We start from the raw sequence: 26,422 nt of genomic DNA, 5'->3' as shown, positions 1-26,422 counted from the left end.
TCTCAGACCGGCGGTCGGGCCCTGCCCAGGCGGGACGAGGCCCAGGGGTGAACACTTGGACGCGCGACGTCGCGTGCATGACCCCGGACGGCGTCGCACGGTGCCGGTCGAGGCGCACGGTGCCGGTCGAAACGGGGGGAGTCGGGCGGATGGAGATTCCGCGGAGGTTGGGGCCGTTCCTGCTCACCCACCGCATCGGGGCCGGTGGCATGGGCACGGTCTACTACGGAACGCTCGACGGGCCCGCCGGCCGGCCCGCGGCGGTGAAGGTCATCCGCGCGGAGTACGCCGATGACCCTGAGTTCCGCGCGCGTTTCCGACGGGAGATCGAGGTCGTCTCCCGGGTCGCCGGCGCGTGCACCGCGCGCGTCCTGGCCGCCGACCCGGACGGCGACCCGCCCTACCTCGCCACCGAGTACCTCGCCGGCCCGAACCTGGCAGAGTACGTCCGCCAGCACGGCCCGCTCGTCGGGGAGACGCTGCGGACCCTGGCCGTCGGGCTGGCCGAGGCGCTCGTCGCGATCCACGACGCCGGTGTCGTCCATCGCGATCTGAAGCCGTCGAACGTGCTGCTCACCCGGGAAGGGCCGCGGGTGGTCGACTTCGGGATCGCCCAGGCCGCCGACACCGTGTCGCTCACCGGCGCCGGCTCCTCCGTCGGCAGCCCCGCCTACATGAGCCCGGAGCAGATCAGGGGCGGGGGCAGCGATCCGGCGATGGACGTGTTCGCCTGGGGCTGCACGGTCGCGTACGCGGCCACCGGGCGTTCGCCGTTCGGCGGCGGCCCGGCCGACGCGGTGCTGTTCCGGGTACGGCACGATCCGGCCAACCTGGACGGGGTCCCGGGCCGGCTGTACGCGCTGCTCGCCCGGTCGCTGGCGAAGAACGCCAAGGCGCGGCCGGACATCCACACGCTGTTCCGGGAGATCCTCGCCCTGTCGGACGTCGGCGCCGCGGTCAGCAGCGAGGCGCAGGACACCGACCTGACGGCGTTGGTCAACCAGGTGATCGCCGAGGGCTGGCTGTCCGTCGAGCATCTGGACCCCCGGATCCTCGACCTGGACGTGCGGGACGTGAACCCGTTGCCGATCGTCAGGGCGGCGGCCGGCGGCTACGCCGCCTACGCCCGCTCGGATGCCGGCGGGCCCCGCAATCTGTCCGGTGCCCGTGACCCAGTTGGGTCAGGCAACTCTCCTGGGCCCAACAACTCAGATCGGCCCGGCAGCCCACCTCGGCCCGCCAGCCCAGTTCGGCCCGGCAGCCCACCTCGGCCCGGCAGCCCACCTCGGCCCGGCCATCCGGCTGGAGTCGGCGGTCCGGCGGTGCCGGTTGCTCCGGGGACGTCGGCCGCGCATGTCGTGCCGTTGCCGCGAGCGGAGTCCCCGACCCTGCACCGGTCCGGACCCGTGCGCCCCGGGCCCGGTCCGGCCGGGCCCCGGCGAGGTCCGGGGCAGCCGAGCGCGCCCAATCAGCAGAGTGGGCCCAACGAGCGGAGCACGCCCAATCAGCCGAGTACGGCCGGGCGACAGGCGCCGTCCGGGCAGCAGTGGGCGGCCGGGCAGCGCGGCGCGGCCGGAAGGCGGATTCCTTCCAACTATCCCGTTTCCCCTGCCGCACCCGCTCCGGCTGCGCCGCCGGGCCCACCGGAGCCAACCGCGGCACGGGGGCCGGTCGGGGCGGGCTCGGGGGAGACCCCGCGGCGGGTTCCGGCGCACCCCGCGACTGCTGTGACGCGGTCGCGTCAGTACCAGGCGCCCGACCCGCCGGCGGCGCATGGGCCCGTCCATCCGCCGTCCTCGGCCGGCGTGCCGGCCGTCTCCCGCCGGGAACGCCGTCGGCGGGAGCGGGAGCGGGAACGGAGGGCGTCGATCCGACGGGCCGCGGCCTGGGTCTGCGACCCGCGCTGGATCGTCGTCCTCGCCGTCCTGGCGGCGCTGGTGCTGGTCGGTATCGCGATGGTCAACATTCGTTGATCCCGATGCCCTCGCCCGGCGGACGGGCGCTGGTCACCGGGCCCCGGCTCGCCGGCCGCCGCGCCGGGTATCGCTCACCCGGGTTCCAGGAGCCCGGCGAGGCCCAGCTGGCCGGGCGTCGCTCCGCCGGCTCGGGCCGGCCGGCGTTCGCGGGCGCCGGCCGCTGGTCGGCGGGATGCGTCGGCCCGCTCCGCCGCGCGCCGCGGACCATGGCGGTGCGCACCGCGGCGCCGCGCATCTGGACCGTGCCGAGCACCATCTCGTCCACGGGGACGGTGAGACCCTGCTCGACCAGGGCCGATGCCGTCGCGCTGTCGCCCGCGCGCAGCACGTCCCGCACCCGCTCGAGGATTCCGCGCAGGGTCGCGATCTGCTGGGCGCAGCTGGGTGCCCCGAGCTCGGGAAGCCACTCCGGCCACGGATGAGCTGTAATCTCGTCGTCGGGCACGCCCAGTTCGCGTGCGAGCGCGAGCTGTGAGATCCGGTCGGGGGTTACGCCTCGATTCTCCCAGCGCCAGATCTTCTGCCGCTGAGCGGCCATGCTCGCGACGCCGAGCTCGCGGGCACGGACGGCGACGATGCGTGCCACAGCTTCGTAGGACCAGCCGTGTAGGGCGCGAAGCCGCCGCAGGGGGTGACTGGGCTGGGCCGTCGATTCCGTGAGGGAAAGGGGATGTTCGGTCGGTATGACGAACAATCGTCTCACCTTTTCTTCTGTGCCCCCGCCCTCCCATCGCGCTACGCGGTGCGCTGCCGCCGCTGAACTGCCGCACCTGGTCGTCCCCGACAAACGACAGGTGCGCGGCGGGCCGCGGTCGACGGCACCGGCCGGGCCCAGACAGGAATCGCCCCGGTGGCCGTCGACGAGCGACTTAAAACAACGGACACACAATACCATCCGCGATCACGGCCGGATTCGTTGTTTCCCTCGCGTTGCCCTCCACCCGCACCAGGTTCGCTCCGTCCCCGCACTGCTCCGGGCAGCGCGGCGCCGGACCGTCGGGGGTCTGCGCCATCATCTGCGGCTGTGAGCGCTGAGGTTCTTGCCCCGCCCGGCTTCGCCGCACGTTTTCGTCGGCCGTACGCGGTGGTGGACGTCGAGACCACGGGTCTGTCTCCGACGAGGGACAGGGTGCTGTCGATAGCGGTCGTCCTGACCGCCGCCGACGGCACCGTCGAACACCGCTGGTCAACCCTCCTGGATCCCGGATGTGATCCCGGCCCCGTCCATATTCACGGTCTGACCAGGCAGCGCCTGGCCGGGAGCCCGACGTTCGCCGCCGTCGCCGACGAGGTCGCCGGCCTGCTCGCCGGGCGGGTGCTCGTCGCGCACAACGCGGCCTTCGACTGGCGGATGCTCGCCGGCGAGGCCATGCGGATCGGGACGACGCTCCCGGTCGAGTGGCGGCTGTGCACGCTGACGTTGGCCAGTCGGCTCGGCCTGGAGCTGCCGAGCCTGCGCCTGGCCTCGCTCGCCGCCTACTGGGGCGTCGTCCAGCGGCGGGCCCATGACGCGCAGGACGACGCCGAGGTGCTGGCGGCCTTGTTGCCCCGGATCCTGCAACGTGCCGCCGACCAGTACCTGGAGCTGCCGCTCACGCGCTGCGGCGTCGACCGCGACGGCGTCACGGTGCGTCCGCCGCGCTTCGCCGCCGCGGGCCGCACGCCGCCGTGCCGTTATCGAAACCCCGGGCGGCTCGATCCCGGTGCGGCGCTGGTCCAGGGAATGCGCGTCGCTTTCAGCGGCCCCACGCGGACGGAACGCGGCGAGCTCGTCGGCCGGGCGGTCGCTGCAGGCCTGCATGTGACGGAAACCGTGAGTCGGCGCACAAGTCTTCTGGTGACCAATGACGCTCGCAGCGTGACACGGAAGGCCCGCACCGCCGCGTTGTTGAACACACCCGTACGAGGAGAGGAAGATTTTCTGGAATTGCTCGCGGCCGTTCGCCCAGGAATTCTCGTCCCGGCTGCCCCACCCGTTCGTCGTGACCGCCGGCCGCGGCGCCCGACCCCGGACGCGTGACGGCCGGGCGAGTCCGTGGACTCGCCCGGCCGTCACCGCGGGGCTGCTCGGTCGGCGGTGAAGGTCAGTGCCGAACGGAGGTGTGGCCCCGGCTGTGCACCGCACGCCAGACCAGCAGGGCGACGATGGCGCCGATGATCGAACCGATGATCCCGGACGGCTGCAGCGCACCCTCGCTCAGGTCATGCCCGAACAGCACGTAGCCGAGGAGACCACCGATGAAAGACCCGACAATGCCGAGCAGAACGGTTCCCGGGATTCCCATCGGGTCGCGCCCGGGGACGACCAGCCTCGCCACGGCGCCCGCGATGAGACCGAGAACGATCATGCTGATGATGAACCAGAGCACGTTGACCGCCTTCGTTGTGAGGTGAAACCCGTTACCGGGGTGCCGTCGCGCACATTTCTGGCGTGAAGTGCATCCGTCGAGAAGTGCGTCCGGGTGATTTGCCGACCGGAGGTGCTTTTTCGCCCTGCGCCGTCAAAAGTCTGGTACCCGGCGCCCTGGGCGACAAACACGCGCTAACGCGCGAATGTGATCCTCGCCCGACATGGCCGCCCTGCCGGGGTGGGAAAGCCTGGCGGGACGCCGGCTGCGTCCGCCGGCGGACGTCGTCCGCCGGGCCGGGCGTCCGCCAGACGCTCGGCGGGGATTCAGTCGTGTCCCTGGGTGACGAGGCGCGGGGGCGGTGGAACTCCGCCGGCCTGCGCTCCCGGCTTCTCGAGCCGGCGGAGCAGGTCCTCGGCCCACCGCACGACACCCGGCAGGTTCACGCCGTAGGCCCGCCAGCCGTCCGGCGTGGGCTGCCGGTCACCGGTGGGGGAGTCCAGGGCTTCCCGTCGCGCGTGGCCGGGGCATGGGCCGTCACCGGCCAGGCCCCCGTCCGCGGTGGGTTCGCACAGGTGGGGAACCAGCTCGGTCAGCCCGCGTCGCAGCAGGGCCGTCGCCCCGCGGGTGTTGCCGCGGGCCGCGTGGACCAGCCCGACCACGACCTGTGTCAGGCCTCGCCACAGGCCTCGCTCGGCCGCCGGAGCGGCCTTCCACGCTTGTTCGAGGACCTCGTGTGCCTGGAAGTACAGACCGGCGTCCAGCAGGTCCTGTGCGGCTCTCAGCGCCGCGCGCGGTGACGCGGGGAGGTCGTCCGGCAACGGTGGGACCCCGGCGGCTCCGTGGGGGAGAGGCCGGCCGAGCGCGTCGCGGGGCCGCGCCGTCGGCCGGAGGCGCCGCGCCGCGCCGGGGGGCGGGCCGGCTGTCATCCCGGCATCGCGATCAGGACGGCGATCAGCACCGCCAGTACCAGCGCCAGCACGGCGAGGGCCCAGACCCGGGCCGGCGGAAGACCGGCTCGCCAGCGCGGATCCGATCCGCTGGCACTGTCGGCGCGGACGTCGCCGCCGGTGCCGTCACCGGCGTCGCCTGTGGTGCGGACCGCGCCGGCGGTGTCGACGGCACCGCCGGTACTGCCTGGGCCGGGAGTGCTGACCGGGTCTGTGGGGCCGGCGGGGCCGGCGGTGCTGACTGGGCTGGTGACGGGACTGAGGTCGGCGGCGGCGGCGGCAGTGGTGTCCTGATCTTTGGTGAGGACGTCGGTGGACGCCTCGCCGGCGACCGTGCCGGCCATCGGGGGACCGGCCGCTGCCGGGTCGGTACCGCTGTCCTTACTGGCCTCCGGATCCGCCGCGGTGCCGCCGGCGCGGTTTGTGTTCGCCGCCGGCGCTCCCGCCGTGAGATGGCCCGCCCGAGGCTGGACCGTCGTGGGCTGGACCGCTGTGGGCTGATCGGCTGTGGGCTCGGCCGTCGTGGGCTGGTCCAGGGTCCGCTGGTCGTCGGCGTGATCACCGGGCCCGTCACCGGCCACCGTCGGTGACGGGCTGTCCAGGATGACCTCGAGGCCGTGATCGTCGCCGGTTGGGTCGGGGCGCCGGTTCGTCCCGGAGGTCCGGGACGGCGTGCTCGGGCCGGTGGCCGCCGCTTGGACCTCGTCGTCGAGGAACGTCGGGATGCCGGCCCGGGTGAGCCAGCCGGGGCCGCGGGCGCGGGCCATCGCCCCGGCCAGGCTGAGCGCGAACGAGCGGGCGGTCTGCGGCCGGCGGTCCGGATCCTTGGCGAGTGCCTGCTCGACGACCCGGGCGACGGGCTCGGGGATCCCGGCCAGCGGGCGTGGCGTGACGGTGAGGTGGTGGCGGGCCCACGCGTCGCTGGTCGCGGGCCGGACGAGGAAGAGCGGTCGGCGGGCCAGTAGCTCGTACAGGACGACCCCGAGCCCGTAGACGTCGGTCGCGGGGCTCAGTGAGCTCAGCGTGAACTGTTCGGGAGCCATGTAGCGCGGGGTGCCGATCGCCGAGCCCGGCGGACCGCCCGGACCATTGACACCGCCCAGCCCGCCGACGCTGCCCAGCCCCCCCGTACCACCCGGAGCACCTGTACCGCCCAGAGCACCCACACCCCACAGGGCACCGGGACCCGGTGCCCTCGGTGTCACCCGCAGCGTGTGGGCGATGCCGAAGTCCGTCAGCTTCGGCACTCCCAGCGCGGTGAAAAGGATGTTCTCGGGCTTGATGTCGCGATGGAGGATGTCCCGGGCGTGCACGTGCTCCAGGGCCGCCGCGGTGACGAGCGCCATGGCGCAGGCGGCCTCCAGCGAGAGGCCGGTGGTCGCCCGCACCCGCAGGCTGCCCCCGTCGAGGAGTTCCATGACGATCAGGGCCAGGTCCGCGTGGGCAATGTAGCGGTACACGCGGACGAGGTGCGGATGGTCCAGGCCGGCCAGAAGGAGCGCCTCGGACTCGGCGTCGAGTGCGACGGCTGAGGCGGGCCGCAGGACGCCGGTCACGCCGAAGGTGGCGTCCTCGTCGACAGCGAGCGGCATGACCTTCACCGCGACGCGGCGGTGTGCGTCGTCCTGGGCGGCCAGCACGACGCCGGAGGAGCCGCGGCCGAGCTCCGCCGCGAGAGCATAGCCGGGCAGGGCCGCCGCGACGACGTCCCGGTCGACGATCATCTCGCCGCCCCGCTCGGCGCCGCCGTGTTCCGCGTGGCCCCGCTTCGCGTCGCCCGGTCCCGTGCCGTCCCGTTCCGCGTGACCCGTGCGAACTGGTTCCGCGCGGTCCCTTTCTGCGTCGTCTCTTTCCGCGCGGCCCGGTCCGGCGTGCTGTCCCCGCACGGGCCGTTCCAGGCCGCTGCCCGCCTTCTGGTCACCGGTGTGGACCTCCCCCGAGGAATAACGGGCCCGCGCGCCGCTCGGCTGGCGCCGCCTGCCCCCGGCGTGCGCGCGGGCGCGCGGCGGGGCAGTGGCCGTCGCAGTGGCCGGGATCGGGCGATACTAGGCCTGATCAGCCTATTCTGCGTGTGTTCGGGCAGTGGCGGCACCCGCGGTGCGGCGGCTGTCCTAAATGCCCGACACCGCGCGTGGGTCGTGGTTCGACATGTGGTCCAGGTCACCTGGCAGGGTCGGGCCGCCGACGACCGTGTCCCGGTTGGACGGGTCTGGCGGCGGCTCCTCCGGCCCCCGGACACCGGGCGGAGGCGACCTGCCGAGGGGGGACACGTGAGGCGGTGCGCCCAGCCGACCGGGCGCGGACGGCCGGGCCGACTCCGGCCGGTCGGGGCCGTCGCACCGGATCGCGGTCAGCGCCGCGCGCGACACCGGTCGGGCGGCCGCGGCGTCGGGCTGTTCCGGTCCGAAATCCTGCGGCCCGTAAACCTCCGGCCCGTGGACCGTGAGATCCTTCTTTCTCGCGTTCTTCGCCCGGTACATCGCCAGGTCGGCGCAATGAAGCAGGGCCTCGGCCGAGGTCGGGCCGGTGTCCGTACCGACGGCGACCAGGCCCACGCTCACGGCGATCGTGTAGGTCGTCCGGGCCAGGCGGACGGGGGCCCGCACGGCTTCGGCCAGCCGCCGGCCGACCGCCTCGGGGTCTTCCCCGTCCGACTCGAGCAGGATCGCGAACTCGTCACCGCCGAAGCGGGCGACCGTGTCCGCGGCCCGGTCCTGCGCGCTGAGCCGCGCCGCCGTGATCTTGAGTAGTTCGTCGCCGGCCGCGTGGCCGAGACCGTCGTTGACGTCCTTGAAGTCGTCCAGGTCGCAGAACAGGACGGCCAGCCTGCGAGGACGGCATTCCCGGGCGGCCAGGGCGCGCGTGAGCCGGTCGGCGAACAGCGCGCGGTTCGCCAGCCCGGTCAGCGGGTCATGGAAGGCCTGGTGATGCAGTTGCCGCTGTTTCTCCTCGACGCGTGCCAGCAGTCGGACGTTGTCCACCATCGTGATCATCTGTCGGACGAGAGCGAGGACGAGCAGCGCCAGCAGCACCCAGATCTCCTCTCGCTGACCAAGGTCGCCCCTGTCGGACTGGAGAAGGGTCCCCGTCCCGGCCACGATCAGCGGGAGATAGGGCAGGACCGCGTGCCACCAGCGGCGGCGCGGCCGGCTCCAGAACTCGGCCACCGGCTCGGCGTCACGGGCCCGGTCGGCCGGCTCCCGGCCGACCGGGAGCCGGCCGCCGCGACCCCGAGCTCCGTCGCCGTCGGCACGCGCCCCGAGGGAAGGCCGGTTCCCATCCTCGGCGCCCGCTCGGGCGGCGGCCGGCCGGAGCAGCGCGGCCAGCATGATGATCAGCGCGGCGACGGCGAAACCGAGGTCGATGATGCGCGGGACGTCGGTCCGCCCGCGGGCCTCCGCGTAGGCGTACGCCGACGACGAGAACGAGAACACCATGATTCCGATGCCGAGCATGGCCAGGCTGTGCGGTGATCGCGGCCGGCGGAACGCGGCCGTCAGCACGACGATGACGCTGAGCAGCCCGGCGACGAGCGGACTGACTACCAGATAGGGCAGGCTGGGCGAAGCCGCCGGCGCGAGCACGACGCTCTGCAGGACCAGTATCCAGAGCAGCAGCGCCACCGCTCCGACGACGATCAGGCTGTCGAGCATGGTGATCAGCAGCCATCGTCGGTCCCGGCCGTCGCACCGTCCGTGCAGGGCCAGGTCGTAGGGCTCGGACGGCATGCACAGCAGGCCCGCGAAGCCGGCACCCGCCGGGATCAGGTACAGCATGGTCGCGGGCGTCAGCCTGGGGATCGGCCCGCTGTGGTTGAACACGATGTCCCGGCCGATCGCGCCGGAGGCCACGCCGAGGGACAGCACCATCGCGCCGACCAGCAGCCTCCAGGCCCGCTCGGCGCCGCGCTCGCGCATCCCGGCCCACACGCAGGCGGCCCCGCCGACCATCAGGCAGCCGGTTTCGACGACACGGACGAGCAGGAGCTCGGGGCGTCCGTGCAGGATCGACATCGCGAACACGGTCGCGGCGATGATCACAAAGGCGGTGATCGTGGCGCTTCGGAACGCCTGGTCGCCCCCCTGCCCGGCGCTGTACGCCCAGCCCGAACGGATCCGGGCCTCGCCCTCTGAACGGGCCCGAGTCCGGCCCTCCGAACGGGTGGGAGTCGTGCGTTCCGAACGGGTGGGAGTCTCACCCTGAGGTGCGCCGTCCATAGCTGAACCGTCCGAACGCTCGCGCGGGGATCCGGAGGAACCCGGGGGTGGGCGAACCTCCGATCGCGCTGAACCGGCGTCCAGCCCGACCGGGGGTGATCCGGCGCCGGTCCGACCCATTGCGGGGCCATGGTATGTCCAGCTAGCCTAAAGGGCATGTTCAACTACTTTAGGTAAGTGATTTGTCGCGGAGTCCAGTGGATGTCACCAGTTGCCGATAGGTCGGCAGCTCCTGGTCGCGACGGTGTGGGCGGTGAACGGCCGCGCGGGACACATTCCCGGCCAGGGACACTGGACACATGTCCGCCACTCTCGTCGCCACCGATCTGACCGTGCTGCGGGGCGGCACCGTCGTCCTCGAAGGGGTGTCCCTGACCGTCGCCCCCGGTGATCGCCTCGGTGTGGTCGGGCCGAACGGCGTCGGCAAGTCGACGCTGCTGCGGGCCCTGGCCGGCCTGGTACGGCTCGACGGTGGACGGGTCGAGCTCTCGCCGCCCACCGCCCTGGTCGGGCTGCTGCCCCAGGAGCCCGACCGGCGCCACGACGAGACGCTGCGCGAGTACCTCGCCCGGCGCACCGGCGTCGCGGCGGCCCAGCAGGCGCTGGACGCCGCGACCGAGGACCTGACGGTCGGCGTCGCCGGCGCGGACGACGGATACAGCCTGGCGCTGGAGCGGTGGCTGGCGATCGGCGCCGCCGACCTGGACGTCCGCGCCGAGCAGGTCATCGCCGATCTCGGGCTGCCCGCCGCGGCACTGGACCGCCCGACGGCGACGCTGTCCGGCGGCCAGGCCGCGCGCGGCTCGCTCGCGAGCATCCTGCTGTCCCGCTTCGACATCACCCTGCTCGACGAGCCGACGAACGACCTGGACTTCGACGGTCTGGAGCGGCTCGAGCGGTACGTCGAGCAGATGTCGGGCGCGCTGGTGGTGGTCAGCCACGACCGGGAGTTCCTCGACCGGTCCATCGACGCCGTCGCAGAGATCGACCAGCATCAGCACGGCGTCACCCGTTACGCCGGCGGCTGGGACGCCTACCTGGAGGCGCGGGGCCTGGCCCGGCGCCAGGCCCGGGAGCGCTTCGAGCGGTACGCCGACCGGCGGGCCGGGCTGGTGGAGCAGGTCCAGCGCCAGCGTGAGCAGTCGGTGCGGGGGGCCGTCCGGGCGAAGCGGCGCTCGCCGGACTCAGACCGCTCGGCGCGCGGCGCGCGGATCGAGGCCGCCACCAAGAGCGCCGGACGGGTCCGCACGCTGCAGACCCAGCTCGACCGGATGGAGCGCGGCGACGAGGCGGTGGCCGAGCCGCGCAAGGAATGGCAGCTGCGCATGTCGATCGCCGCCGCCCCCCGGTCGGGCGATGTGGTGGCCACGCTGGACGGCGCCGTCGTCGAGCGGCCCGGCTTCCAGCTCGGCCCGGTCGACCTCACGGTCGCCTGGGCGGACCGGATCGTGATCACCGGCCGCAACGGCGGCGGGAAGAGCACGCTGCTGGCCGCGCTGCTCGGCCGCCAGCCGCTGACCGCCGGCCGGCACTCGCTCGGTTCCGGCGTGCTCCTCGGCGAGGTCGACCAGGCGCGCACCCACTTCCGCGGCGAGTCGACGGCGGCCGACGTCGCCGAGGCGGCGACCGGTTCCTCCCCGGCCGACGTCCGGACGCTGTTCGCGAAGTTCGGGCTGGGCCCGGACCAGATGACCAGGCCCGCGTCGTCCCTGTCGCCCGGCGAGCGGACCAGGGCGGCGCTCGCGCTCCTGCAGGGCGCCGGAGTGAACTGCCTGGTCCTCGACGAACCGACGAACCACCTCGACCTGCCCGCGATCGAGCAGCTTGAGCAGGCCGTCGAGGGGTTCGAGGGGACGCTGCTGCTGGTCACCCACGATCGGCGGCTGCTGGAGGCCGTGCGGGTGACCCGGCGCCTGAGCGTGGATGCCGGGCAGGTCACCGAGGCCCCCGCGTGACACCGGCGGGGCGGGTATTTTCGGGCGGAGCACGCCAGCCGCACAAGCCGGGCATCGTGCCGCCGGGCATAAGGATGTCGGGTACCGGGAGGTCGTCGCCATGAGCGGTGTCGAGCTGCTCGCCGTGGCGCTGGTGATGGCGGTCGGTGTCGTCGGTGTGGTCGTGCCGGTGATGCCCGGCCTGCTCCTCGTCTGGGGCGCCGGCGTGTGGTGGACGATCGCGGACGGCGGCGGCGCGGGCCGCTGGGCGGTGCTCGCGGTCATGAGCGCACTGTTCGTCGCCGGCGCACTGGCCAAGTACGTGCTGCCGGGCCGGGCCGCGTCGGCCGCCGGCGCGCCGTTCTCGACGATGCTCATCGGCGCGGTCTGCGCCGTCATCGGCTTCTTCGTGGTGCCGGTTCTCGGCCTGCTCGTCGGCGGGCTCGCGGGCATCTACCTCGCGGAGCTCACCCGCCTGCGCGACGCCCGGCGAGCCACCGCCTCGACCTGGGCCGCTGTCGTCGCCTTCGGTGTCGGGCTGCTCGTCGAGCTCGGTGCGGCCGTCGCGATGGCCGCGACCTGGGGCGTCGGCGAGCTCGTCAGCTGAACCCGTAGTCATCCGGGCCGGGTGCGCGGCGTGGGGAAGCCCGGCGCCGGAGAAAAGGGAGGCGCGCCGGGGAACTGTGGTTCGCGATGGCGGAAAGTGGCGTGTCGCGATTCATTCTATTCCCCGGCGCTGTCATCCGATGGTCGTGTGAAGCGACCGGATAAGTGGTTCAGTCGGCGGTTCGTCTGATCACCAGTCCCAGTCCCAGTCATCCTTCTTCCGGTGGTCCTTATCCCACCCGTCTTTCTCCCACTTGTCGTCCTTTCGCCACTCGTCCTTATCCCACCTGTCCTTCTCCCACTTGTCGTCCTTATCCCACCCGTCCTTCTCCCACTTGTCGTGCTTCCGGCAGTCCTTCTTCCTCCAGTCCTTGCCGTCCCAGCGCTGCTCGTGGTGGCATCCCTTGTCGTCCCAGTCGGTGAAGGCCTGCGCGGCGCCGGCACCCGGGCCGAGGCCCAGGGTCACGGCGGCGGCGCCGGTGGCGACCAACGCGAGGATCCTACGTGGCGCGGACTTTCCCATCATTCCCCCATCGCCGGTATCGGCGTGCGGCTGCCCCGCACCCAAAAAAGGGTCTCGCCACCCGGCGATCCTCCTAAACAAAGAATCTAGGTGCCATGAAATTATGGAGATTTGACCACGGCTGATTCCGGGTCGTGTCGGTGGCGGTGGAATCGGTCGCCGTGTTGCCGCGAATGGGTTTTCGTGGCGGTGGTCGGCATTCCGGCGGGCGTTGTCGGGCAGCCGGGTGTCGGGTCGGGTGCGGCTCTGGCGCCGCGCTATCGATCACCACCGGTGCCCGCCGCCGGGGGGCCGATCTCGCCCCGCGCGACAGTTACCGGGCTGTGGCCGCCCGGGTCGGGGCCGGAGTCACTCGACCCACCAAGCCGACGATGCCTATCGTGCCTGTCGGGAAGGTGGTCTGATGGACGTTGATCCGCTGGTGACGCTGGCCGGGTTGCTCGTGGGGTTCGTGGTGGGGCTGACCGGCATGGGCGGCGGCGCGCTGATGACGCCGATCCTGGTGCTGCTGTTCGGCGTGCAGCCGCTGGCCGCAGTCTCGAGCGATCTCGTCGCCTCGGCGGTGATGAAGCCCGTGGGCGCGACGGTGCACCTGCGCCGGGGCACCGTCCACCGCGGGCTGGTCGGATGGCTCGTGCTCGGCTCGGTGCCCGCCGGGTTCTGCGGTGTGCTGGTGCTGCGCGCGCTGGGCGACGGGGCCGCTGTGCAGGACAGGATCAAGGTCACGATGGGGGCCATCCTGATCGTCGCCGCGCTGGCGATGCTGGCGAAGGCGGAGATCGACCGCCGCCGGGGGCCCGGCAGCGCGGATGCCGCCGCGATCATCGTCCGGCCGCTGCCGACCCTGGCCATCGGCGTGGTCGGCGGCCTGGTCGTCGGCATGACCTCGGTCGGCTCGGGCTCGCTGATCATCGTGCTGCTGCTCTGGCTGTACCCGTCCATCCGGGGCTCCCAGCTCGTCGGCACCGATCTCGCCCAGGCGGTCCCGCTGGTGGCCGCGGCGTCGCTCGGGCACCTGATCTTCGGTGACTTCCAGCTCGGGCTGACCGGCTCACTGCTCCTGGGCTCCCTGCCCGGGGTCTACCTCGGCGCCCGGGTCTCGGCGGGGACGTCCACCAGCCGGGTCATCCGCCCGGCGGTCGTCGTGGTGGTGTCCCTCAGTGGCCTCAAGCTGGTTGGGCTGCCCACGGAGGCGCTGGGCGCCGTCCTGGCGCTGGTGGCGGTCGGCGTCGCGGGGTGGGCCGTGCGCCGCCGCGCAGCGGTGCCCGACGTCGCGGCAGACATCGAGGCGGGCGCCGAGGTGGGCATCGCGGCAGGCGCCGTGCCCGGCGTCGCGGCGGGTGAGGCGCCCGGCGCAGATGAGCCCGTCCCGACCGGGCTCGCGGGCGGGGCCGACGGCCCGTATCCGGCTCTGTCCCGGGGTCAGCCCTGACGGGCGACGCCGGTCAGCCGCGGGCGGTCGTCGCGACCTGGCGCACGGCGGGCAGGACGTCGCGGGCGAACGCCTCGATCGTCTCGGGCGTCGCGAAGTCGGTGAACTGCAGGTAGAAACGCTCGACGCCAAGGGCCGCCAGCTCACCGAAGTGCTCGGCGAGCGTGTCCGGGGTTCCGACTACCAGCCCGCCCCAGTTCCCGAAACGCTTCCGGGCCACCGCCGTGACGTCGTCCAGCTCCGCGCCGCTCGCCGCGAAACCGACCGGGTGCTGGGTCGACAGCCGCGCGCCGCCGGCGAGGGGACGCAGCTCGGCGAGGTCGCGCAGCCCGTAGGTCGGGCAGTTCCACCAGTCGGCGTGCCGGGCGACCATGGGCATTGTCAGCTTCCGGCCGGCACCGCCCAGCAGCAGCGGGATCCGTCCGTTGACCGGCACCGGGTGCTGCAACGCCCCGCGCAGGGTGAAGAAGCGGCCCTCGTGCGTCACCTCCTCGCCGCCGAACAGGGCGCCGAGCACCTCCAGGTACTCGGCGAGCCGGGCGGCGCGGGTCGGGTTGTCCTCGACCGGCAGGCCGAACCGCTCGAGCTCGGCCGGCGTGGAACCCCAGCCCAGGCCCAGCTCGAAGCGTCCGCCGGAGAGATGGTCCAGGCTGACGGCCTCCTTCGCGAGCACCGCCGGATGGCGGAACGACGCGCACAGCACCAGATGGCCGACGCGCAGCCGGCTGGTGGCCGCCAGCGCGGCCGTCGCGGTCGTCATCGCGTCGAAGCTGTCGCCGGCGGGCAGCCCCGGCGGGGCCAGGTGATCCATGAACGCGACGCCGTCGAACCCGGCCGCCTCCGCCGCCCGCACCCGGTCCAGCAGCCGGGGGAAGTCCATCCGCAGCTGGGGGAGGAACAGCCAGGCCTCGGGCAGCCCTCGGGCCGGGGCCGTTGGGGCCGGGACTGTCGACGTCGATGCTGCCGGGGCGGTCGGGTCACCGGAGACCATGGGTAACAACCTGGCAGAACGTGGCGCGACTCACCACCGGAGCCCCACACCGGGGATCCGGGCTCAGACCGAGGTCGGGCTGAGCGGCCATCCGGGCAGGTTGCGCACCGCCGTCCAGGCCAGCGCCGCGCCGGCGAGCCCGTACGCCAGCGGACGCGGCAGCGGCGCGGGGTGACCACGGTCGAACGCGCGGGCCTGCCGGACGACGAGGGCGACCAGCAGCGGCGAGCACACCAGGAGGAACAGGTTGTCGCGGGCGGCCGCGGCCGGCATGCCGTGCAGCAGGTCGTAGGTGAGGCGCAGCCCACCGCAGGCCGGGCAGTCCAGCCCGGTGACCGCCCGGACCGGGCACCGCGGCATCACGGACGACGGGTCGTGCGGGTCGGTGCCGGCCAGGTAGCCGAGCCCGGCGAGCAGGCAGCAGCCGGCACCCGCCAGCACCAGCCGCCGCCGGACGCGGGAGGCCCACGGTCCGGTCGTGGCCATGCCGTTCCCTCTCGCCTCCGGTCGGCGGGCGCCGGCCCGCGCGGCGGTCAGTCCCGCAGCGGACGGCCGTACTGGTCGCGGACGTTGCCCGTGAGTATCATCACGCCGTCCACCAGCGCCCAGACGCCCAGGCCGCCGCAGGTGAGGAGCTGGGCCACCGCGATGCCCGTGCTGCCGAGGTAGAAGCGTCCGACGCCGAAACAGCCGGCGAAGATCTGTAGCAGGCCGGCGACGATCTTCTGCTTGTCCGAGTAGGGCTCACCGGTGATCGGGTGCCGGCCGAAGGGCGCGGACTGGTCGAAACCACCCGGCCCGTAGCCGCCGGGGTACCCGGGCGGCGGCCCGTACCCGGGCGCGTAGCCCGGCGGGGGCGGGTATCCCGGCGGCGGGCCGTAGCCGGGTTCCGGCTGGCCAGAGGGGAACCCGCCGGTCGGGGGCCCGTAGCCGGGGTCGGGCTGGCCGGGCGGTGGTCCGTAGCCGGCGTTCTTCGAGAGGTCCGGACCGGGTTGGCCCTGGCCGGGATAGCCCTCGCCGTAGCTGGGCGGCTGTCCTGGCGTGGTCATCGGCGTTCTCCATCCGGATACCGGCGCTCGGGTTGGCGCGCCCGGGCGATGTTGTGGCTTCCGGAAGATACAGCTCGGCGGAATCGCCGGACCGGCCAGCCTTGCGTCGGATGGCGGACATCCCGCCCGCCGCATCGTGCCGCTCGGCGCGCCGACACCGGTCCAACGCCTGTCCGGTACCGGCCGAGCGCCGGTGCGATGCTGGCCGTTGCGCCCGTCCCACCGCTGCTGGCTAGCCGCTCGTGCGGGCGCCTCCACGCCGGCCGGCCGAGCCCGCCCGCGCCGGCGGGCCGCCGTGGTCCGCCCGCCCACCGGGCACCCGGCGCTCCGCCTTCGGCCCGACGGGCAGCACCGTCACACGGCTCAGGCTCGACGTCAGCCGCCACACCCGCCCGTACCCGTGCCGTGCGCGGAGGTGGTGGTCGAGGTCGCCGGTGGTTGGGAAGACGGCGGTGCACCCCAGGTCGTCGCGTGGGCACTGGTACAGCGTCATGGCTGGTCCTCCTACCGGGTGATCGGTCGTTGTTGGACCTGAAACCGGCCGGCAACGCGCAGCTTCGACGCTACGTCCCCGCCCCGGCGACCGCATGCCGCGCGGGGCAGACTGGAGACATGGCAAACGCGCCCCATGATCCCACTGACGCCCTCGCCGCCGCGGCCACGGGGGACCCACTCGCGGCGAGGACGGGGCGGCCGGCCGCCCCGTCCGCCGCCGAGTCCGAGGTCGTGGATCTGTGTCGGGACCTGCTGCGCTTCGAGTCGGTGAACCGCGGGAACGGCGACGGCCACGAGCGGCCCATCGCCGAGTACGTGGCCACCAGACTGGCCGAGGTCGGGCTGGAGCCGGTGCTGCTCGAGTCCGCGCCCGGCCGCACGAGCGTGGTGACCAGGGTGGAGGGCACCGACCCGTCCCGCTCCCCGCTGCTCATCCACGGCCACCTGGACGTCGTGCCCGCCGACCCGTCCGAGTGGCGCGTGCATCCCTTCTCGGGCGAGGAGGCCGACGGCTGCCTGTGGGGGCGCGGCGCCATCGACATGAAGGACATGGACGCGATGACGCTCGCCGTCGTGCGCGACATGGTCCGGTCGGGCCGGCGTCCGCCCCGTGATCTCGTCGTCGCCTTCGTCGCGGACGAGGAGGCCGGCGGCACCCTCGGCGCGCGGTGGCTGGTGGACAACCATCCCGACCACTTCGCCGACTGCACCGAGGCGATCAGCGAGGTCGGCGGGTTCTCCTACACCGTCTCGGACGACCTGCGGCTGTACCTGATCGAGACGGCGCAGAAGGGCATCGCCTGGATGAAGCTGACCGTCGCCGGCCGGGCCGGCCACGGGTCGATGATCAGCGAGGACAATGCGGTGACCAAGCTGTGCGAGGCGGTCGCCCGGCTCGGTCGGCACCAGTTCCCGATCGTGGTGACCCCGACCGTGCGCGTCTTTCTCGACTCGATCGGCGAGGCGCTGGGCATCGAGCTCCCCGCGGACGACCTGGAGACCACGATCGCGAAGCTCGGCCCGATCGCGCGCATGATCGGGGCGACGATCCGCAACACGGCGAACCCCACGCAGCTCGCCGCCGGACACAAGGTCAACGTGATCCCCGGCGAGGCCGTGGCCTACGTCGACGGGCGCTACCTGCCCGGGCAGGAGGAGGAGTTCCTGCGCCAGGTCGACGAGCTGCTCGGGCCGGAGGTCCGGCGTGAGTGGGTGGTGAACGACCAGGCGCTGGAGACCGGGTTCGACGGCCCACTGGTGGACGCGATGGCCTCGGCGCTGCGCGCGGAGGACCCGGCCGCCCGGGCCGTCCCGTACATGCTCTCAGGCGGTACCGACGCGAAGTCGTTCTCCCGGCTCGGCATCCGCTGCTTCGGGTTCTCCCCGCTGCTGCTCCCGCCGGACCTCGACTTCGCCGGCATGTTCCACGGCGTGGACGAGCGGGTGCCCGTCGACGCCCTGCGGTTCGGGGTCCGCGTCCTGGACCGTTTCCTCGCCGCCTCCTGATGGGAGCTGACCCGCGCCGGCGTGCGAACCGCCCTGCCAGGCGAACCGGCCCGGCTGGCGAACCGGCCTGACGCGCGAACCGGCCCGGACCTGATGGTCCGGGCCGGTTCGTGGGCCGCGCGCACGGGCCGGGAGGTCAGGCGGTGCGGACGGGGGATGCGGACGGGCCGTGCGGTCGGGGTGGACCCCGGGATCAGGCGGTGCCGGTGGAGGCGCTGCCCGACGCGGCGCCGTCCGGACCGAGATGGGCCGACTCGGCGCCCGGCGCCGGGTTGCCGGCCGGCGCCTTGCGGGCCTTCGGAACGGCGCCAGGCTGCCCCGCCGGCCGGGTCGCCGCCGAGGGGCCTCGGGAGGCCCAGTCGTCGGGCAGCGTCGGCATGAAGCCCTCGCCCAGCCGTTGCAGTGCTGACCGGGCGAAGATCTGCTGCGTGGTCACCGTCCGCTCGGAGCGGCCCCGGCCGATGAAACTGACCGTCCAGTGCAGCAGGGTCGTCACCCGGTGCTTGAACCCGATGATGTAGACGAGGTGCACGGCGAGCCACATCAGCCAGGCGACGAACCCGCTGAGCTGGACGCCCTTGATGCTGGCCACGGCGCTGAAGCGCGAGATCGTGGCCATGCTGCCCTTGTCCTTGTACTCGAAGTTCCGCATCGGCGGGCCACCGCGCAGCCGGGTGCTGATCGTCTTCGCGGCGTACTTGCCGCCCTGGATCGCGACCTGGGCCACACCGGGCAGCCGGTCGAGGGTGGCCATGTCACCGACGACGAACACCTCGGGGTGCCCGGGCAGCGTCAGGTCGGGCTGCACCTGGATGCGGCCCGCCCGGTCGAGGACCGCGCCGGACTGCTCGGCGAGCTGCTTGCCGAGCGGGCTGGCCGCGACCCCGGCGGCCCAGATCTTGCAGACCGACTCGATCCGGCGGCGCGTGCCGTCGGAGTCCTCTACGTCGATGCCGCGGGAGTCGACGTTGACGACCCTGGCCCCGAGCTGGATCTCGACGCCGAGCTTCTCCAGCTTGGAAGTGGCCTTGGCGGCCAGCTTCTCGCCGAACGTGCCGAGCACCGACGGGGCGGCGTCGAGGAGGATGATCCGCGCCTTCGTCGTGTCGATGCGCCGGAAATCCTGCCGAAGCGTGCGGTGCGACAACTCGGCGATCTGCCCGGCCATCTCCACACCGGTCGGCCCGGCGCCGACGACCACGAACGTCATGTAACGCGCGGCGTCGGCCGGATCGGGTGTCGTCTCGGCCACCTCGAACGCGCCGAAGATGCGCCCGCGCAGCTCCAGCGCGTCATCGATGCTCTTCATACCGGGTGCGTGCTCGGCGAAGTGGTCGTTGCCGAAATAGGACTGACCGGCGCCGGCCGCGACGATGAGACTGTCATAGTGCTGTACGTCCGTGCGCCCGAGCAGGTTGGACGTCACGGACTTCGTCGCGAGGTCAATGGACACGACCTCGCCGAGTTCCACCTTCACGTTCTCCTGGCGGCGCAGTACCTCACGCGTGGTCGGGGCGATCTCCCCCTCGGACAGGATGCCCGTCGCGACCTGGTACAGCAGCGGTTGGAACAGGTGATGTGTGGTCTTCGCGACGACAGTCACCTCGACGGGCTCGCGCCGCAGGGCCTGCGCGGCGAACAACCCGCCGAAACCCGAGCCGATGATCACGACCCGGTGCTTTTGGTGTTCGTCGCTCGTAGCGGTCACAATCGCTCCCCACGTGCCGATGGGTGTCTGACGGAAGTGGTGCACGGTCCGTCCGCCTCTCCATCTTCCGCCGTGAAGCCGGGGGGAGATCGTGTTGATACTCACGTCACGACGCGCGGCCTTCCGGACGGCCGGCGGCACACTCGTCCTGAAGTGTTGTGTCTATCCGGGCCGGGCTGGTGGCCGACGGCGTCAGGCAGGCCTTTCCGGACAGCCAACGGCGAGCATCAGGTCGGGAGATATCCCGGCAGACCGCCCGGACGGCGCCGCCGGCGTAGCACCACTCGGCGGGTCCCATCGGGGTAGATGCGGGAGCGTTCGAGCTCCCAGTCCCCGAACTCGGCGTGCAGGGTGAGGATCGCGACCGCGGTCCGGCGGTCGGTGCCCGGCGGCATCGTCAGCCGCTGGTACTCGAGCTCCCTGTCGGCCAAGGCACATGCACCTCCTGGTCGCCGGCCCGGTGTGCCGGCCGCCCTGCCGCCCCCGCGCGGCTTCGTCCGGCGGCCGTCATCCGGTCGCCAGCCGGCTCGCGCGGGCGCGGACCTGTTCCGCGAACCCGCGCCCACCTTGACGAACGACGGGTGTCCCGTGGGAAAACCTTGGCGTAACGGCTCATCGAGCACAAGCCATCATCAGCCGCGGGCCCGGCTTGGACGAGGCGGAACCGGTCAGCGAACGCGGGAACGGTCAGCGAACGCGGGAACGGTCAGGGAACATAGGACAGCGTGAACGCCAGTGTCGCGTACACGGTCATCGCCGCGGTCGAGACGGTGATCACCAGCATCCACACCTCGCGCCGTGCCGTCACCAGCGCGGCGACGAGCAGGAACGGGAAAGCCCCGTACAGGTATCGCTCCGACGAGTCGAGGTTGCTGCCCGTCAGCACCGCGGCGAGCACCAGGGCCGACCACACGGAGTAGGACACCGGCAGGGCACGGGCCATGACGACCAGCGCGACGAGCGCCAGCAGCAGCCAGGGAACGTGCAGCGCGGTGCCGAGCTCGCCGTGCAGGGCGCCCTTCGCCGCGTCGATGACGGTCAGCAGCGGATTGGCCGTGCTGCCGTGGCGGGCCGCGTCCCGCTGCATGGTCAACGGAGCGAGGCCGTCGCCGTGGATGGCCGCCGACCACAGCAGGTAGATCCCCGCCCCGGCCACGGGCGCGGCGACCGCGCACAGCCGCGCGAGCGCCTCCCGTGCGGCGGCGCGCGGTGCCGACGGGGCACCGAGGTCTTCCGGCTCAGCCGGACCGAGGCGGTCCGGCTGCGGGGCACCGAGGCGGTTCGGTGGTGGGGCGCCGAGACGCCGGGCCAGGGGTAGCGGCAGCCCCCGCGCGGCCTCGATCGCGACGGGGACGGCGAGAAGCAGGCCCAGCGGCCGGCACAGGCCGCCGAGCAGGCCGGCGACCACCGCCAGCTCCCAGCGCCGCGTCCGCGCGCCCAGGAACGCCGTGACGGCCAGCAGCCCCGCCAGGGCCTCCGCGTAGCCCATCACCAGGACGAACGCCGGGGGGGCCAGCGCGGAGATCCAGATCACCCGTCGCACCGTGTCGTCGTCGAACCCCTCGACCCGCGCGATGCCGACCAGAGCGAGGGCGAACACGACAGCGATCAGGTTCACCAGGACGAGCAGCACCTGGCCGCCGTGGCCGCCCAGGCCGGGCAGGGCGGTGAAGAGCCGGACCAGCAGGGGGAGCAGCGGGAAGAAGCGGCGGCTCTCGGCGCCGGCCGCGTCGTAGCCGTTGTCGGCGATGTTGAGGTACCAGCCGGCGTCCCAGCCGAGCAGGTCGGTGGTGTCCAGCGTGGCCCCGTTGTCACCGGCGACGGTGTCCGCGACGAACCTGGTCAGCGCCAGCGCCGCGCCCACCACGGCCCGCGCCGCGATCCAGGCGATGAGCACGTCCCGCAGGTACCAGCGCTGCGCCCAGGCCATGGCCGCCTGGGCTCGGGTCGGCGTGCCCGCGGATGTCGCCGGCCGGCCGTCGGTGGCGCCGTCCGGGCCGCGCGCGGACCTGCGCCGGCTGCCGCGGGCGTAGAGGCGTTCCTGGAGCGGGCCGGTCCGCCCGACCGGATCGAGGGCCGGCCCCGTAGCAGTCTCGAGCGGTTCCGGGGCTGCTGTGGCCGGTGCCGGTGCCGGTGCCGGTGTCGGTGGTATCGGAGCCGACGGCTCGGACGGCTCCGACGGCCGCGGGGACCACCGGTCAGACGTCCACCGGTCAGGGGCCCATGAGTCCGGTACCCATGCCGTCGCCTGTGGGCCCGGTCCCAGCGGGTCCAGTGCCTGCGGGTGTGGTGCCGGCGGAGCTGCCGCCCACGGACTCGCTGTCCACGGACTCGCCGCTGGCTCGTCCGCGATTGGCGGTCCCGCGGACGCCGGCTCCGGCGACTGGCCCGGCTCCGGCGAGGCGGGGGTCGGCGTCGACGGGGTGGGCAGGTGCAGCGCCGGGTAGCTGGGACGTCCCGGCTCGAACCAGGAGCTCCCGGAGGTCGGCGCGTCCGCCCGGTGCGCCGCCGGCGGGACGGAGTACGCGGGCGGTGCGGGGTGCGTGGGTGGCGCGGTGGGCTCGGCGGGCCGTGTGGGTTCCGCCGCGCCGGACGAGGCCTCGTACGCCGGCCCGGCGAGGTAGACCGGGCCGATGCGGGGGCCGTCACCGCTCCCGGCGCCCCCGGCCGGCCCCGGTGGGGGCACCGCCGGCCCTGGCGGGAGCACGGCGGGCAACGCCGCCGGGCCCCCCTCCGGGTGCGGCGGGCCAGCGGCGTCCGCCTCGCCCGGAGCGGGCTCGCGCCGGCCCGGATCCGGTCGACGTCCGCCCGGGTGCCAGCCGCGCGGGGTGGTCACGACGCCCGGAACCGCAGCAGGGCGTAGTTCTCGTAGACCTGTGCCGGCAGACCCTGCTCCATCACCTCGTCGGCCACCGGCCGCTGCGTCTGCAGTGTCGCCCGGACCTGGGTGCACAGCTCCTCGTAGGTCCGGTAGGCGCCGGAGCCGGCCATGAACACGGTGTTCGTCCCGGCCTCCGCGATCGCCCGCTGGGCGATCGCCACGCCGTTGGCGGACTCGTTGCGCTCCTCGTAGTCGACCCAGTCGACCCGGTCCGGGGCGGCGTAGGTCGGCACCACGTACACCTTGAGCCAGGACGGCACGGTGCGCGCGAGGCCCGGCCCCAGCTGGTCCGGGCACACCAGCAGGATGTCGCCCGGCCTGGACAGCCGGGTGAGGACGTCCGCGGCCTCGCCGGCCTGGGACCGTTCCCGCCGGACGTCGCTCGTCCCGGCGATGACACCGACGAGCGCAGCGACCGCGACCACGCCGTGGAACACCCGGCGGTCGGCCAGCATCGTCGCGCCCAGTCCCACCACGAGCAGGAACGGGACGAACGCCGTCGCGGTGTACCGGTCGGCCCACGCGTTGCCCACCAGCTTGCCGGCCGCCACGGCGACGATCAGCGTCCCGGTGGCCAGGAGGAACAGCGTGCGGCCCGGCTCGAGGCCCTTCAGGTCGAGCAGGACGAACCGCCCGCCCAGCGGACGGCCGGCGATCCCGGCGGCGACCAGGCCGGTGATCAGGAACAGCAACAGCCGGCCGAGGGTGGTCGGCCCACCGGCCCACTGCCCGTACGCGTGGCTGACGGCGGCGAAGCTCGCCGGCTCGCCCCAGGGCGTCCCGGTGTGGGCGAGCTGGGAGCGGAAGTTCGGCAGCCACGGAGCGAACACCAGGCCGCCGGCGATGATCCCGATCATTCCGGCGAGCGGGCCGCGGGGGTGCCAGGTGGGCACGGCCCGCCGCGCGCCGCCGGCGGCGTCGGCGAGCAGCTCGGGCGCGGCCGTGGGCTGCTCGGACGCGTCCGCCGGCGCCGGCGCGGCCGGACGGCGCCCGCCACGCGAGTGTGCCCCGGACCGCCCGGCGCGGCCGCGCCGGGCGGTCCGCGCCGCCGCCACCCGGGGCCGGACGACGACGAGCCCGACCAGCCACGCACCCACGGTCACCAGCAGGTAGAGACACCAGTAGTGGGTCAGGGCCAGGCATCCCGACGCCACGGCCAGCAGCACCATGTTCTTCACCGACGGCACCCGCAGCACCCGCTCCAGGGCCAGCCCGCCGAGCGCCGTGAGCAGCACGATCAGGCTGTACATCCGGGTCTCGGTGCCGAAGTACAGTGCGAACGGCGAGGTGAGGTACAGCACCACCGCGACCTTCGCGCCGCGGTCACCGACGAGCCGGCGTCCGAGATAGAACACCGGCACCGCGGAGCCCAGGTTGATGACGGCGGACATCCCGCGCACCGACGCGGTGCCCTCGCCGAAGACGCTGATCCACAGGTGCAGCAGGATGTAGTAAAGGGGCGGCGAGCCGTCCTGGAGGAGCCCGTCCCACATGGTGGGCGCCGCACCGGACAGCGGCAGGCGGGCGATCGCCACGCTCTGTGCCTCGTCGAGCCACAGCGGCTGGCGTGCGATGAAACGCACCACCACCGCCGCGGCGATGATCAGCACCAGCGCGCCCCGGAAGATCCGGTGCTCGCGGTCGGGTCGAGCTCCGACCCTGTCGACCGGCTCGGGGGTGTGTTCCGCCGGCCGCACCGCGACGTCGGTCACGGTCAGTCCCTTCGGTACCGGGGGCACGACTGCGACGGCGAGGTCCGCGGGTGCGGACGCCCGGCGCGTGTTCGCGCCCGTTGCTGCAGGTGAACGCGGACACGTCCACGGGTGAAGCCTGGTCTTGACCGGTCCCGCGGCGGCCGCGCCGGCCGGGCCGGGACCACGCGCTCCAGGACGCTCGGGGGACGGAGCGCTGTCGGGACGGCATGTTCCTGGAACAGTGCACTGTCTGGGACGACCCGCTCCGGATCCGTGGAGTCGGGGACCGCGCGGCCACTGCCCCCGCCGCCCGCCCGTCCCGCGCCGGGTGGGCGTGGGACGGGGCGGACGGGGCGGACGGGGCGGAGGGTCGTGACGCGGAGCGGGAGAGGGCGGTGGACGGCGGGTGTCAGGGCCGGGAGGCCGGCCCCGCTACGACCGGCCCGGGGAGGAGACCTCCTCGTGGTAGTCCTCCTCGACGTTGACCTCCCACACGTCGTGGCTCTTCCCGTCGATGATGTTCTCGACGGTGAGCATCGCGGTGAGCATCGAGTGGTCCTGGTTGTTGTAGCGGTGCATTCCGTTACGGCCGACGGGGTGGACGTTGGGAGCGTAGTCCTCGAGCCAGCCGCGGATGATGTCGACGTTCTTCTTGTAGTCCATGTCGTAGTACGGGTACGCCTTGGGCATCCGCACGACATAGCCGCGCTCGACCTGGTCCGCCTGGACGAGGCCCAGCTTGGCGAGCTCCTTGGTGCCGAGCGCGATCAGCTCCTCGTCCGAGGAGTTCCACATCTCGTCGCCCTCGAAGACGAAGTACTCCAGGCCGAGACAGGTCCGGCCGTCCTTCACCAGGAACGGCGACCAGGACGCGAAGTTCTGGATGCGGCCGACCTTGACGTCCGGCGCGTGGATGTAGATCCAGTTGTCCGGGAATCCGGCCGATTTGGGAACGACCAGCGCGACGGTGAGGAAGTCGCGGTACTTCAGGGCGTTCGCGGCGGCCAGGACGCGCGCCGGGACCGGCGGGTCCATCACGCGCACCAGCGACGAGAACGACATCGAGGAGATGAAGTGGTCGCCGGTGTACTGGTACTCGGTGCCGAGGTCGTCCCGGGACGACTCCGGCGCGCCGGCGCCCGGCCCGTAGCCGCCGGTGACCACTGTCGTGACACCGGTCGCGCGGCCGTTCTCGTGATGGATCTTGCGGACCTTCTCCTCGAAGACGATCCGGCCGCCCTGCTTGACGATCTTGTCCGCGGCCGTCTCCCACATCATTCCCGGCCCGAACTTCGGGTACTGGAACTCCTCGATGAGAGAGGTGATGTCCTTCTGGTTCCGCTTGGGCAGCACCGCGTTGGTGATGGCGTTCATCAGCGAGAGGCTCTTGATCCGCTGGGCCGCCCAGTCGGACGGCATATCGCTGACCTTCACACCCCAGAGCTTCTCGGTGTAGGTCTTGAAGAAGGTGCGGTAGAGCCGCCAGCCGAACCGGGCGACCAGCCAGTTCTCGTAGTTCGACTGGTCCTTCGGCGGGCGCAGCTTCGCCAGCGCGTACGAGCCGATGCAGCGTGCCGCCTCGGCGACCCCGAGCCCGCCGAGGGCGTTACCGGCCTTCAGCGGGTAGTCGAAGAACTTGCCGTTGTAGTAGATGCGGCTCGACCGCGGCCGGAGCAGGAAGTCCTCGTCCGGCAGGATCTCGTGCCACAGCTTCTCGACCTCGGGGACCTTGGTGAAGAAACGGTGGCCCCCGATGTCGAAACGCCATCCGTCCCGCTGGGCCGTACGGCTGATTCCGCCGACCACCGAGTCACCCTCGATAATCGTCACGGGGATCTCCCGCTTCATCAGCTCCCAGCCGGCGGAGAGACCGGCCGGCCCGGCTCCGATGACGACTACCTCTGGCTTTTCGGTCACTGTGCCGGACCTCTCCTCAACGACAACGTCCGTGGTCTGTAGGGGGGTGTGCGCGCGGCGAGATTTCGCGCCCGCGACTGGCAGGACCCCTCCCGGTGCCGGAACCTTCGCATCCGGCCTCGGGGGGCAGTCTCGCATGACAGTTACCGTCGCTTCACCGGACCCCCCGGCGCGGACGCCGCGCCGGGTTCGGCG

The 26,422-nt window shown here is 73.0% G+C and carries 21 protein-coding genes; 6 read left to right on the top strand and 15 right to left on the bottom strand.

Annotated elements, in window-relative coordinates:
• Positions 1 to 149 precede the first annotated feature (149 nt).
• Positions 150 to 1,973 carry a serine/threonine-protein kinase gene (locus E0504_RS39610; RefSeq protein ID WP_131626911.1) on the top strand — a complete coding sequence of 608 codons (1,824 nt, stop codon included), beginning with the start codon at positions 150 to 152 and terminating at the stop codon, positions 1,971 to 1,973.
• On the opposite strand, the gene E0504_RS53725 is transcribed toward E0504_RS39610, so the two are convergent.
• The gene (locus E0504_RS53725; protein ID WP_112106557.1) at positions 1,960 to 2,670 is read right to left on the bottom strand and encodes a helix-turn-helix transcriptional regulator; all 711 of its coding nucleotides are present in this window, start codon (positions 2,668 to 2,670) and stop codon (positions 1,960 to 1,962) included. The two genes, E0504_RS39610 and E0504_RS53725, sit on opposite strands and share 14 nt — an antisense overlap.
• A gap of 330 nt (positions 2,671 to 3,000) precedes the next feature.
• On the opposite strand from E0504_RS53725, the gene E0504_RS39600 reads away from it, so the two are divergent.
• Positions 3,001 to 3,996 (top strand): DEDDh family exonuclease, encoded by a 996-nt coding sequence (locus E0504_RS39600; RefSeq protein WP_200835302.1) that lies wholly within the window; start codon positions 3,001 to 3,003, stop codon positions 3,994 to 3,996.
• A 64-nt stretch (positions 3,997 to 4,060) separates the two neighbouring features.
• Here E0504_RS39600 and E0504_RS39595 read toward each other — a convergent pair whose 3' ends face one another.
• The 4 genes from E0504_RS39595 to E0504_RS39580 form a co-directional block, all read right to left on the bottom strand.
• Positions 4,061 to 4,324, bottom strand: coding sequence for a GlsB/YeaQ/YmgE family stress response membrane protein (locus E0504_RS39595; protein WP_112106580.1), 264 nt, complete (start codon positions 4,322 to 4,324; stop codon positions 4,061 to 4,063).
• A 326-nt stretch (positions 4,325 to 4,650) separates the two neighbouring features.
• Positions 4,651 to 5,145 (bottom strand): DUF309 domain-containing protein, encoded by a 495-nt coding sequence (locus E0504_RS39590; protein ID WP_235014032.1) that lies wholly within the window; start codon positions 5,143 to 5,145, stop codon positions 4,651 to 4,653.
• Between the two features lie 104 nt (positions 5,146 to 5,249).
• Entirely contained in the window at positions 5,250 to 6,998 is a 1,749-nt protein-coding gene (locus tag E0504_RS39585; RefSeq protein WP_112106560.1) for a serine/threonine-protein kinase, read from the bottom strand.
• Positions 6,999 to 7,385: 387 nt separating this feature from the next.
• A complete protein-coding gene (locus tag E0504_RS39580) occupies positions 7,386 to 9,491 on the bottom strand; it encodes a diguanylate cyclase domain-containing protein (RefSeq protein WP_243657835.1) in 2,106 nt (701 codons plus the stop codon).
• A gap of 299 nt (positions 9,492 to 9,790) precedes the next feature.
• Here E0504_RS39580 and E0504_RS39575 point away from each other — a divergent pair, with 299 nt between their 5' ends.
• Complete coding sequence (locus E0504_RS39575; protein ID WP_071063596.1) at positions 9,791 to 11,446, top strand: ABC-F family ATP-binding cassette domain-containing protein; 1,656 nt, start codon at positions 9,791 to 9,793, stop codon at positions 11,444 to 11,446.
• A 100-nt stretch (positions 11,447 to 11,546) separates the two neighbouring features.
• Positions 11,547 to 12,032, top strand: coding sequence for a DUF456 domain-containing protein (locus E0504_RS39570; protein WP_112106561.1), 486 nt, complete (start codon positions 11,547 to 11,549; stop codon positions 12,030 to 12,032).
• A 189-nt stretch (positions 12,033 to 12,221) separates the two neighbouring features.
• On the opposite strand, the gene E0504_RS39565 is transcribed toward E0504_RS39570, so the two are convergent.
• The gene (locus tag E0504_RS39565; RefSeq protein WP_306769310.1) at positions 12,222 to 12,521 is read right to left on the bottom strand and encodes a hypothetical protein; all 300 of its coding nucleotides are present in this window, start codon (positions 12,519 to 12,521) and stop codon (positions 12,222 to 12,224) included.
• Between the two features lie 436 nt (positions 12,522 to 12,957).
• On the opposite strand from E0504_RS39565, the gene E0504_RS39560 reads away from it, so the two are divergent.
• A complete protein-coding gene (locus tag E0504_RS39560; RefSeq protein ID WP_131626910.1) occupies positions 12,958 to 13,986 on the top strand; it encodes a sulfite exporter TauE/SafE family protein in 1,029 nt (342 codons plus the stop codon).
• Positions 13,987 to 13,999: 13 nt separating this feature from the next.
• Here E0504_RS39560 and E0504_RS39555 read toward each other — a convergent pair whose 3' ends face one another.
• From E0504_RS39555 to E0504_RS39540, 4 genes are all read right to left on the bottom strand, one after another.
• On the bottom strand, positions 14,000 to 14,977 hold the full coding sequence (locus E0504_RS39555) for an LLM class flavin-dependent oxidoreductase (RefSeq protein WP_112106563.1): 978 nt from the start codon (positions 14,975 to 14,977) through the stop codon (positions 14,000 to 14,002).
• 63 nt (positions 14,978 to 15,040) lie between these two features.
• Positions 15,041 to 15,463, bottom strand: a complete 423-nt coding sequence (locus E0504_RS39550; RefSeq protein ID WP_112106564.1) for a DUF2752 domain-containing protein — start codon at positions 15,461 to 15,463, stop codon at positions 15,041 to 15,043.
• A gap of 47 nt (positions 15,464 to 15,510) precedes the next feature.
• Positions 15,511 to 16,026, bottom strand: coding sequence for a TM2 domain-containing protein (locus E0504_RS39545; protein WP_131626909.1), 516 nt, complete (start codon positions 16,024 to 16,026; stop codon positions 15,511 to 15,513).
• 232 nt (positions 16,027 to 16,258) lie between these two features.
• Positions 16,259 to 16,519 (bottom strand): hypothetical protein, encoded by a 261-nt coding sequence (locus tag E0504_RS39540; RefSeq protein WP_071063588.1) that lies wholly within the window; start codon positions 16,517 to 16,519, stop codon positions 16,259 to 16,261.
• A gap of 119 nt (positions 16,520 to 16,638) precedes the next feature.
• Between E0504_RS39540 and E0504_RS39535 the strand changes: the two genes are divergently transcribed.
• Entirely contained in the window at positions 16,639 to 18,027 is a 1,389-nt protein-coding gene (locus E0504_RS39535) for a M20/M25/M40 family metallo-hydrolase (protein ID WP_071063586.1), read from the top strand.
• Positions 18,028 to 18,220: 193 nt separating this feature from the next.
• On the opposite strand, the gene E0504_RS39530 is transcribed toward E0504_RS39535, so the two are convergent.
• The 5 genes from E0504_RS39530 to E0504_RS39510 all read right to left on the bottom strand — a co-directional run bounded on the left by E0504_RS39530 (position 18,221) and on the right by E0504_RS39510 (position 26,227).
• Positions 18,221 to 19,735 (bottom strand): NAD(P)/FAD-dependent oxidoreductase, encoded by a 1,515-nt coding sequence (locus tag E0504_RS39530; RefSeq protein ID WP_020462384.1) that lies wholly within the window; start codon positions 19,733 to 19,735, stop codon positions 18,221 to 18,223.
• Between the two features lie 227 nt (positions 19,736 to 19,962).
• The gene (locus E0504_RS39525) at positions 19,963 to 20,166 is read right to left on the bottom strand and encodes a DUF5703 family protein (protein ID WP_018499906.1); all 204 of its coding nucleotides are present in this window, start codon (positions 20,164 to 20,166) and stop codon (positions 19,963 to 19,965) included.
• A gap of 275 nt (positions 20,167 to 20,441) precedes the next feature.
• Positions 20,442 to 22,571 (bottom strand): mannosyltransferase family protein, encoded by a 2,130-nt coding sequence (locus tag E0504_RS52705; protein WP_243657834.1) that lies wholly within the window; start codon positions 22,569 to 22,571, stop codon positions 20,442 to 20,444.
• Positions 22,568 to 24,328, bottom strand: a complete 1,761-nt coding sequence (locus tag E0504_RS39515; RefSeq protein ID WP_131626908.1) for a glycosyltransferase family 39 protein — start codon at positions 24,326 to 24,328, stop codon at positions 22,568 to 22,570. Before E0504_RS39515 ends, E0504_RS52705 begins: the two co-directional genes overlap by 4 nt.
• Positions 24,329 to 24,742: 414 nt before the next feature.
• The gene (locus tag E0504_RS39510) at positions 24,743 to 26,227 is read right to left on the bottom strand and encodes an NAD(P)/FAD-dependent oxidoreductase (protein ID WP_112106567.1); all 1,485 of its coding nucleotides are present in this window, start codon (positions 26,225 to 26,227) and stop codon (positions 24,743 to 24,745) included.
• Positions 26,228 to 26,422 lie beyond the last annotated feature (195 nt).

Source organism: Parafrankia sp. BMG5.11 (genome assembly GCF_004337455.1).
The sequence above is the reverse complement of the archived record's forward strand: the minus strand, read 5'-3'. Positions and strand labels throughout refer to the sequence as shown.

Bases quoted from the DNA above. Each gene is read 5' to 3' on its own strand.
- E0504_RS39545 (WP_131626909.1), bottom strand. From the start codon at position 16,026: ATGACCACGCCAGGACAGCCGCCCAGCTACGGCGAGGGCTATCCCGGC.
- E0504_RS39560 (WP_131626910.1), top strand. From the start codon at position 12,958: ATGGACGTTGATCCGCTGGTGACGCTGGCCGGGTTGCTCGTGGGGTTC.
- E0504_RS39550 (WP_112106564.1), bottom strand. From the start codon at position 15,463: ATGGCCACGACCGGACCGTGGGCCTCCCGCGTCCGGCGGCGGCTGGTG.
- E0504_RS39540 (WP_071063588.1), bottom strand. From the start codon at position 16,519: ATGACGCTGTACCAGTGCCCACGCGACGACCTGGGGTGCACCGCCGTC.
- E0504_RS39610 (WP_131626911.1), top strand. From the start codon at position 150: ATGGAGATTCCGCGGAGGTTGGGGCCGTTCCTGCTCACCCACCGCATC.
- E0504_RS39555 (WP_112106563.1), bottom strand. From the start codon at position 14,977: ATGGTCTCCGGTGACCCGACCGCCCCGGCAGCATCGACGTCGACAGTC.
- E0504_RS39585 (WP_112106560.1), bottom strand. From the start codon at position 6,998: ATGATCGTCGACCGGGACGTCGTCGCGGCGGCCCTGCCCGGCTATGCT.
- E0504_RS39580 (WP_243657835.1), bottom strand. From the start codon at position 9,491: ATGGACGGCGCACCTCAGGGTGAGACTCCCACCCGTTCGGAACGCACG.
- E0504_RS39595 (WP_112106580.1), bottom strand. From the start codon at position 4,324: ATGATCGTTCTCGGTCTCATCGCGGGCGCCGTGGCGAGGCTGGTCGTC.
- E0504_RS39535 (WP_071063586.1), top strand. From the start codon at position 16,639: ATGGCAAACGCGCCCCATGATCCCACTGACGCCCTCGCCGCCGCGGCC.
- E0504_RS39575 (WP_071063596.1), top strand. From the start codon at position 9,791: ATGTCCGCCACTCTCGTCGCCACCGATCTGACCGTGCTGCGGGGCGGC.
- E0504_RS39570 (WP_112106561.1), top strand. From the start codon at position 11,547: ATGAGCGGTGTCGAGCTGCTCGCCGTGGCGCTGGTGATGGCGGTCGGT.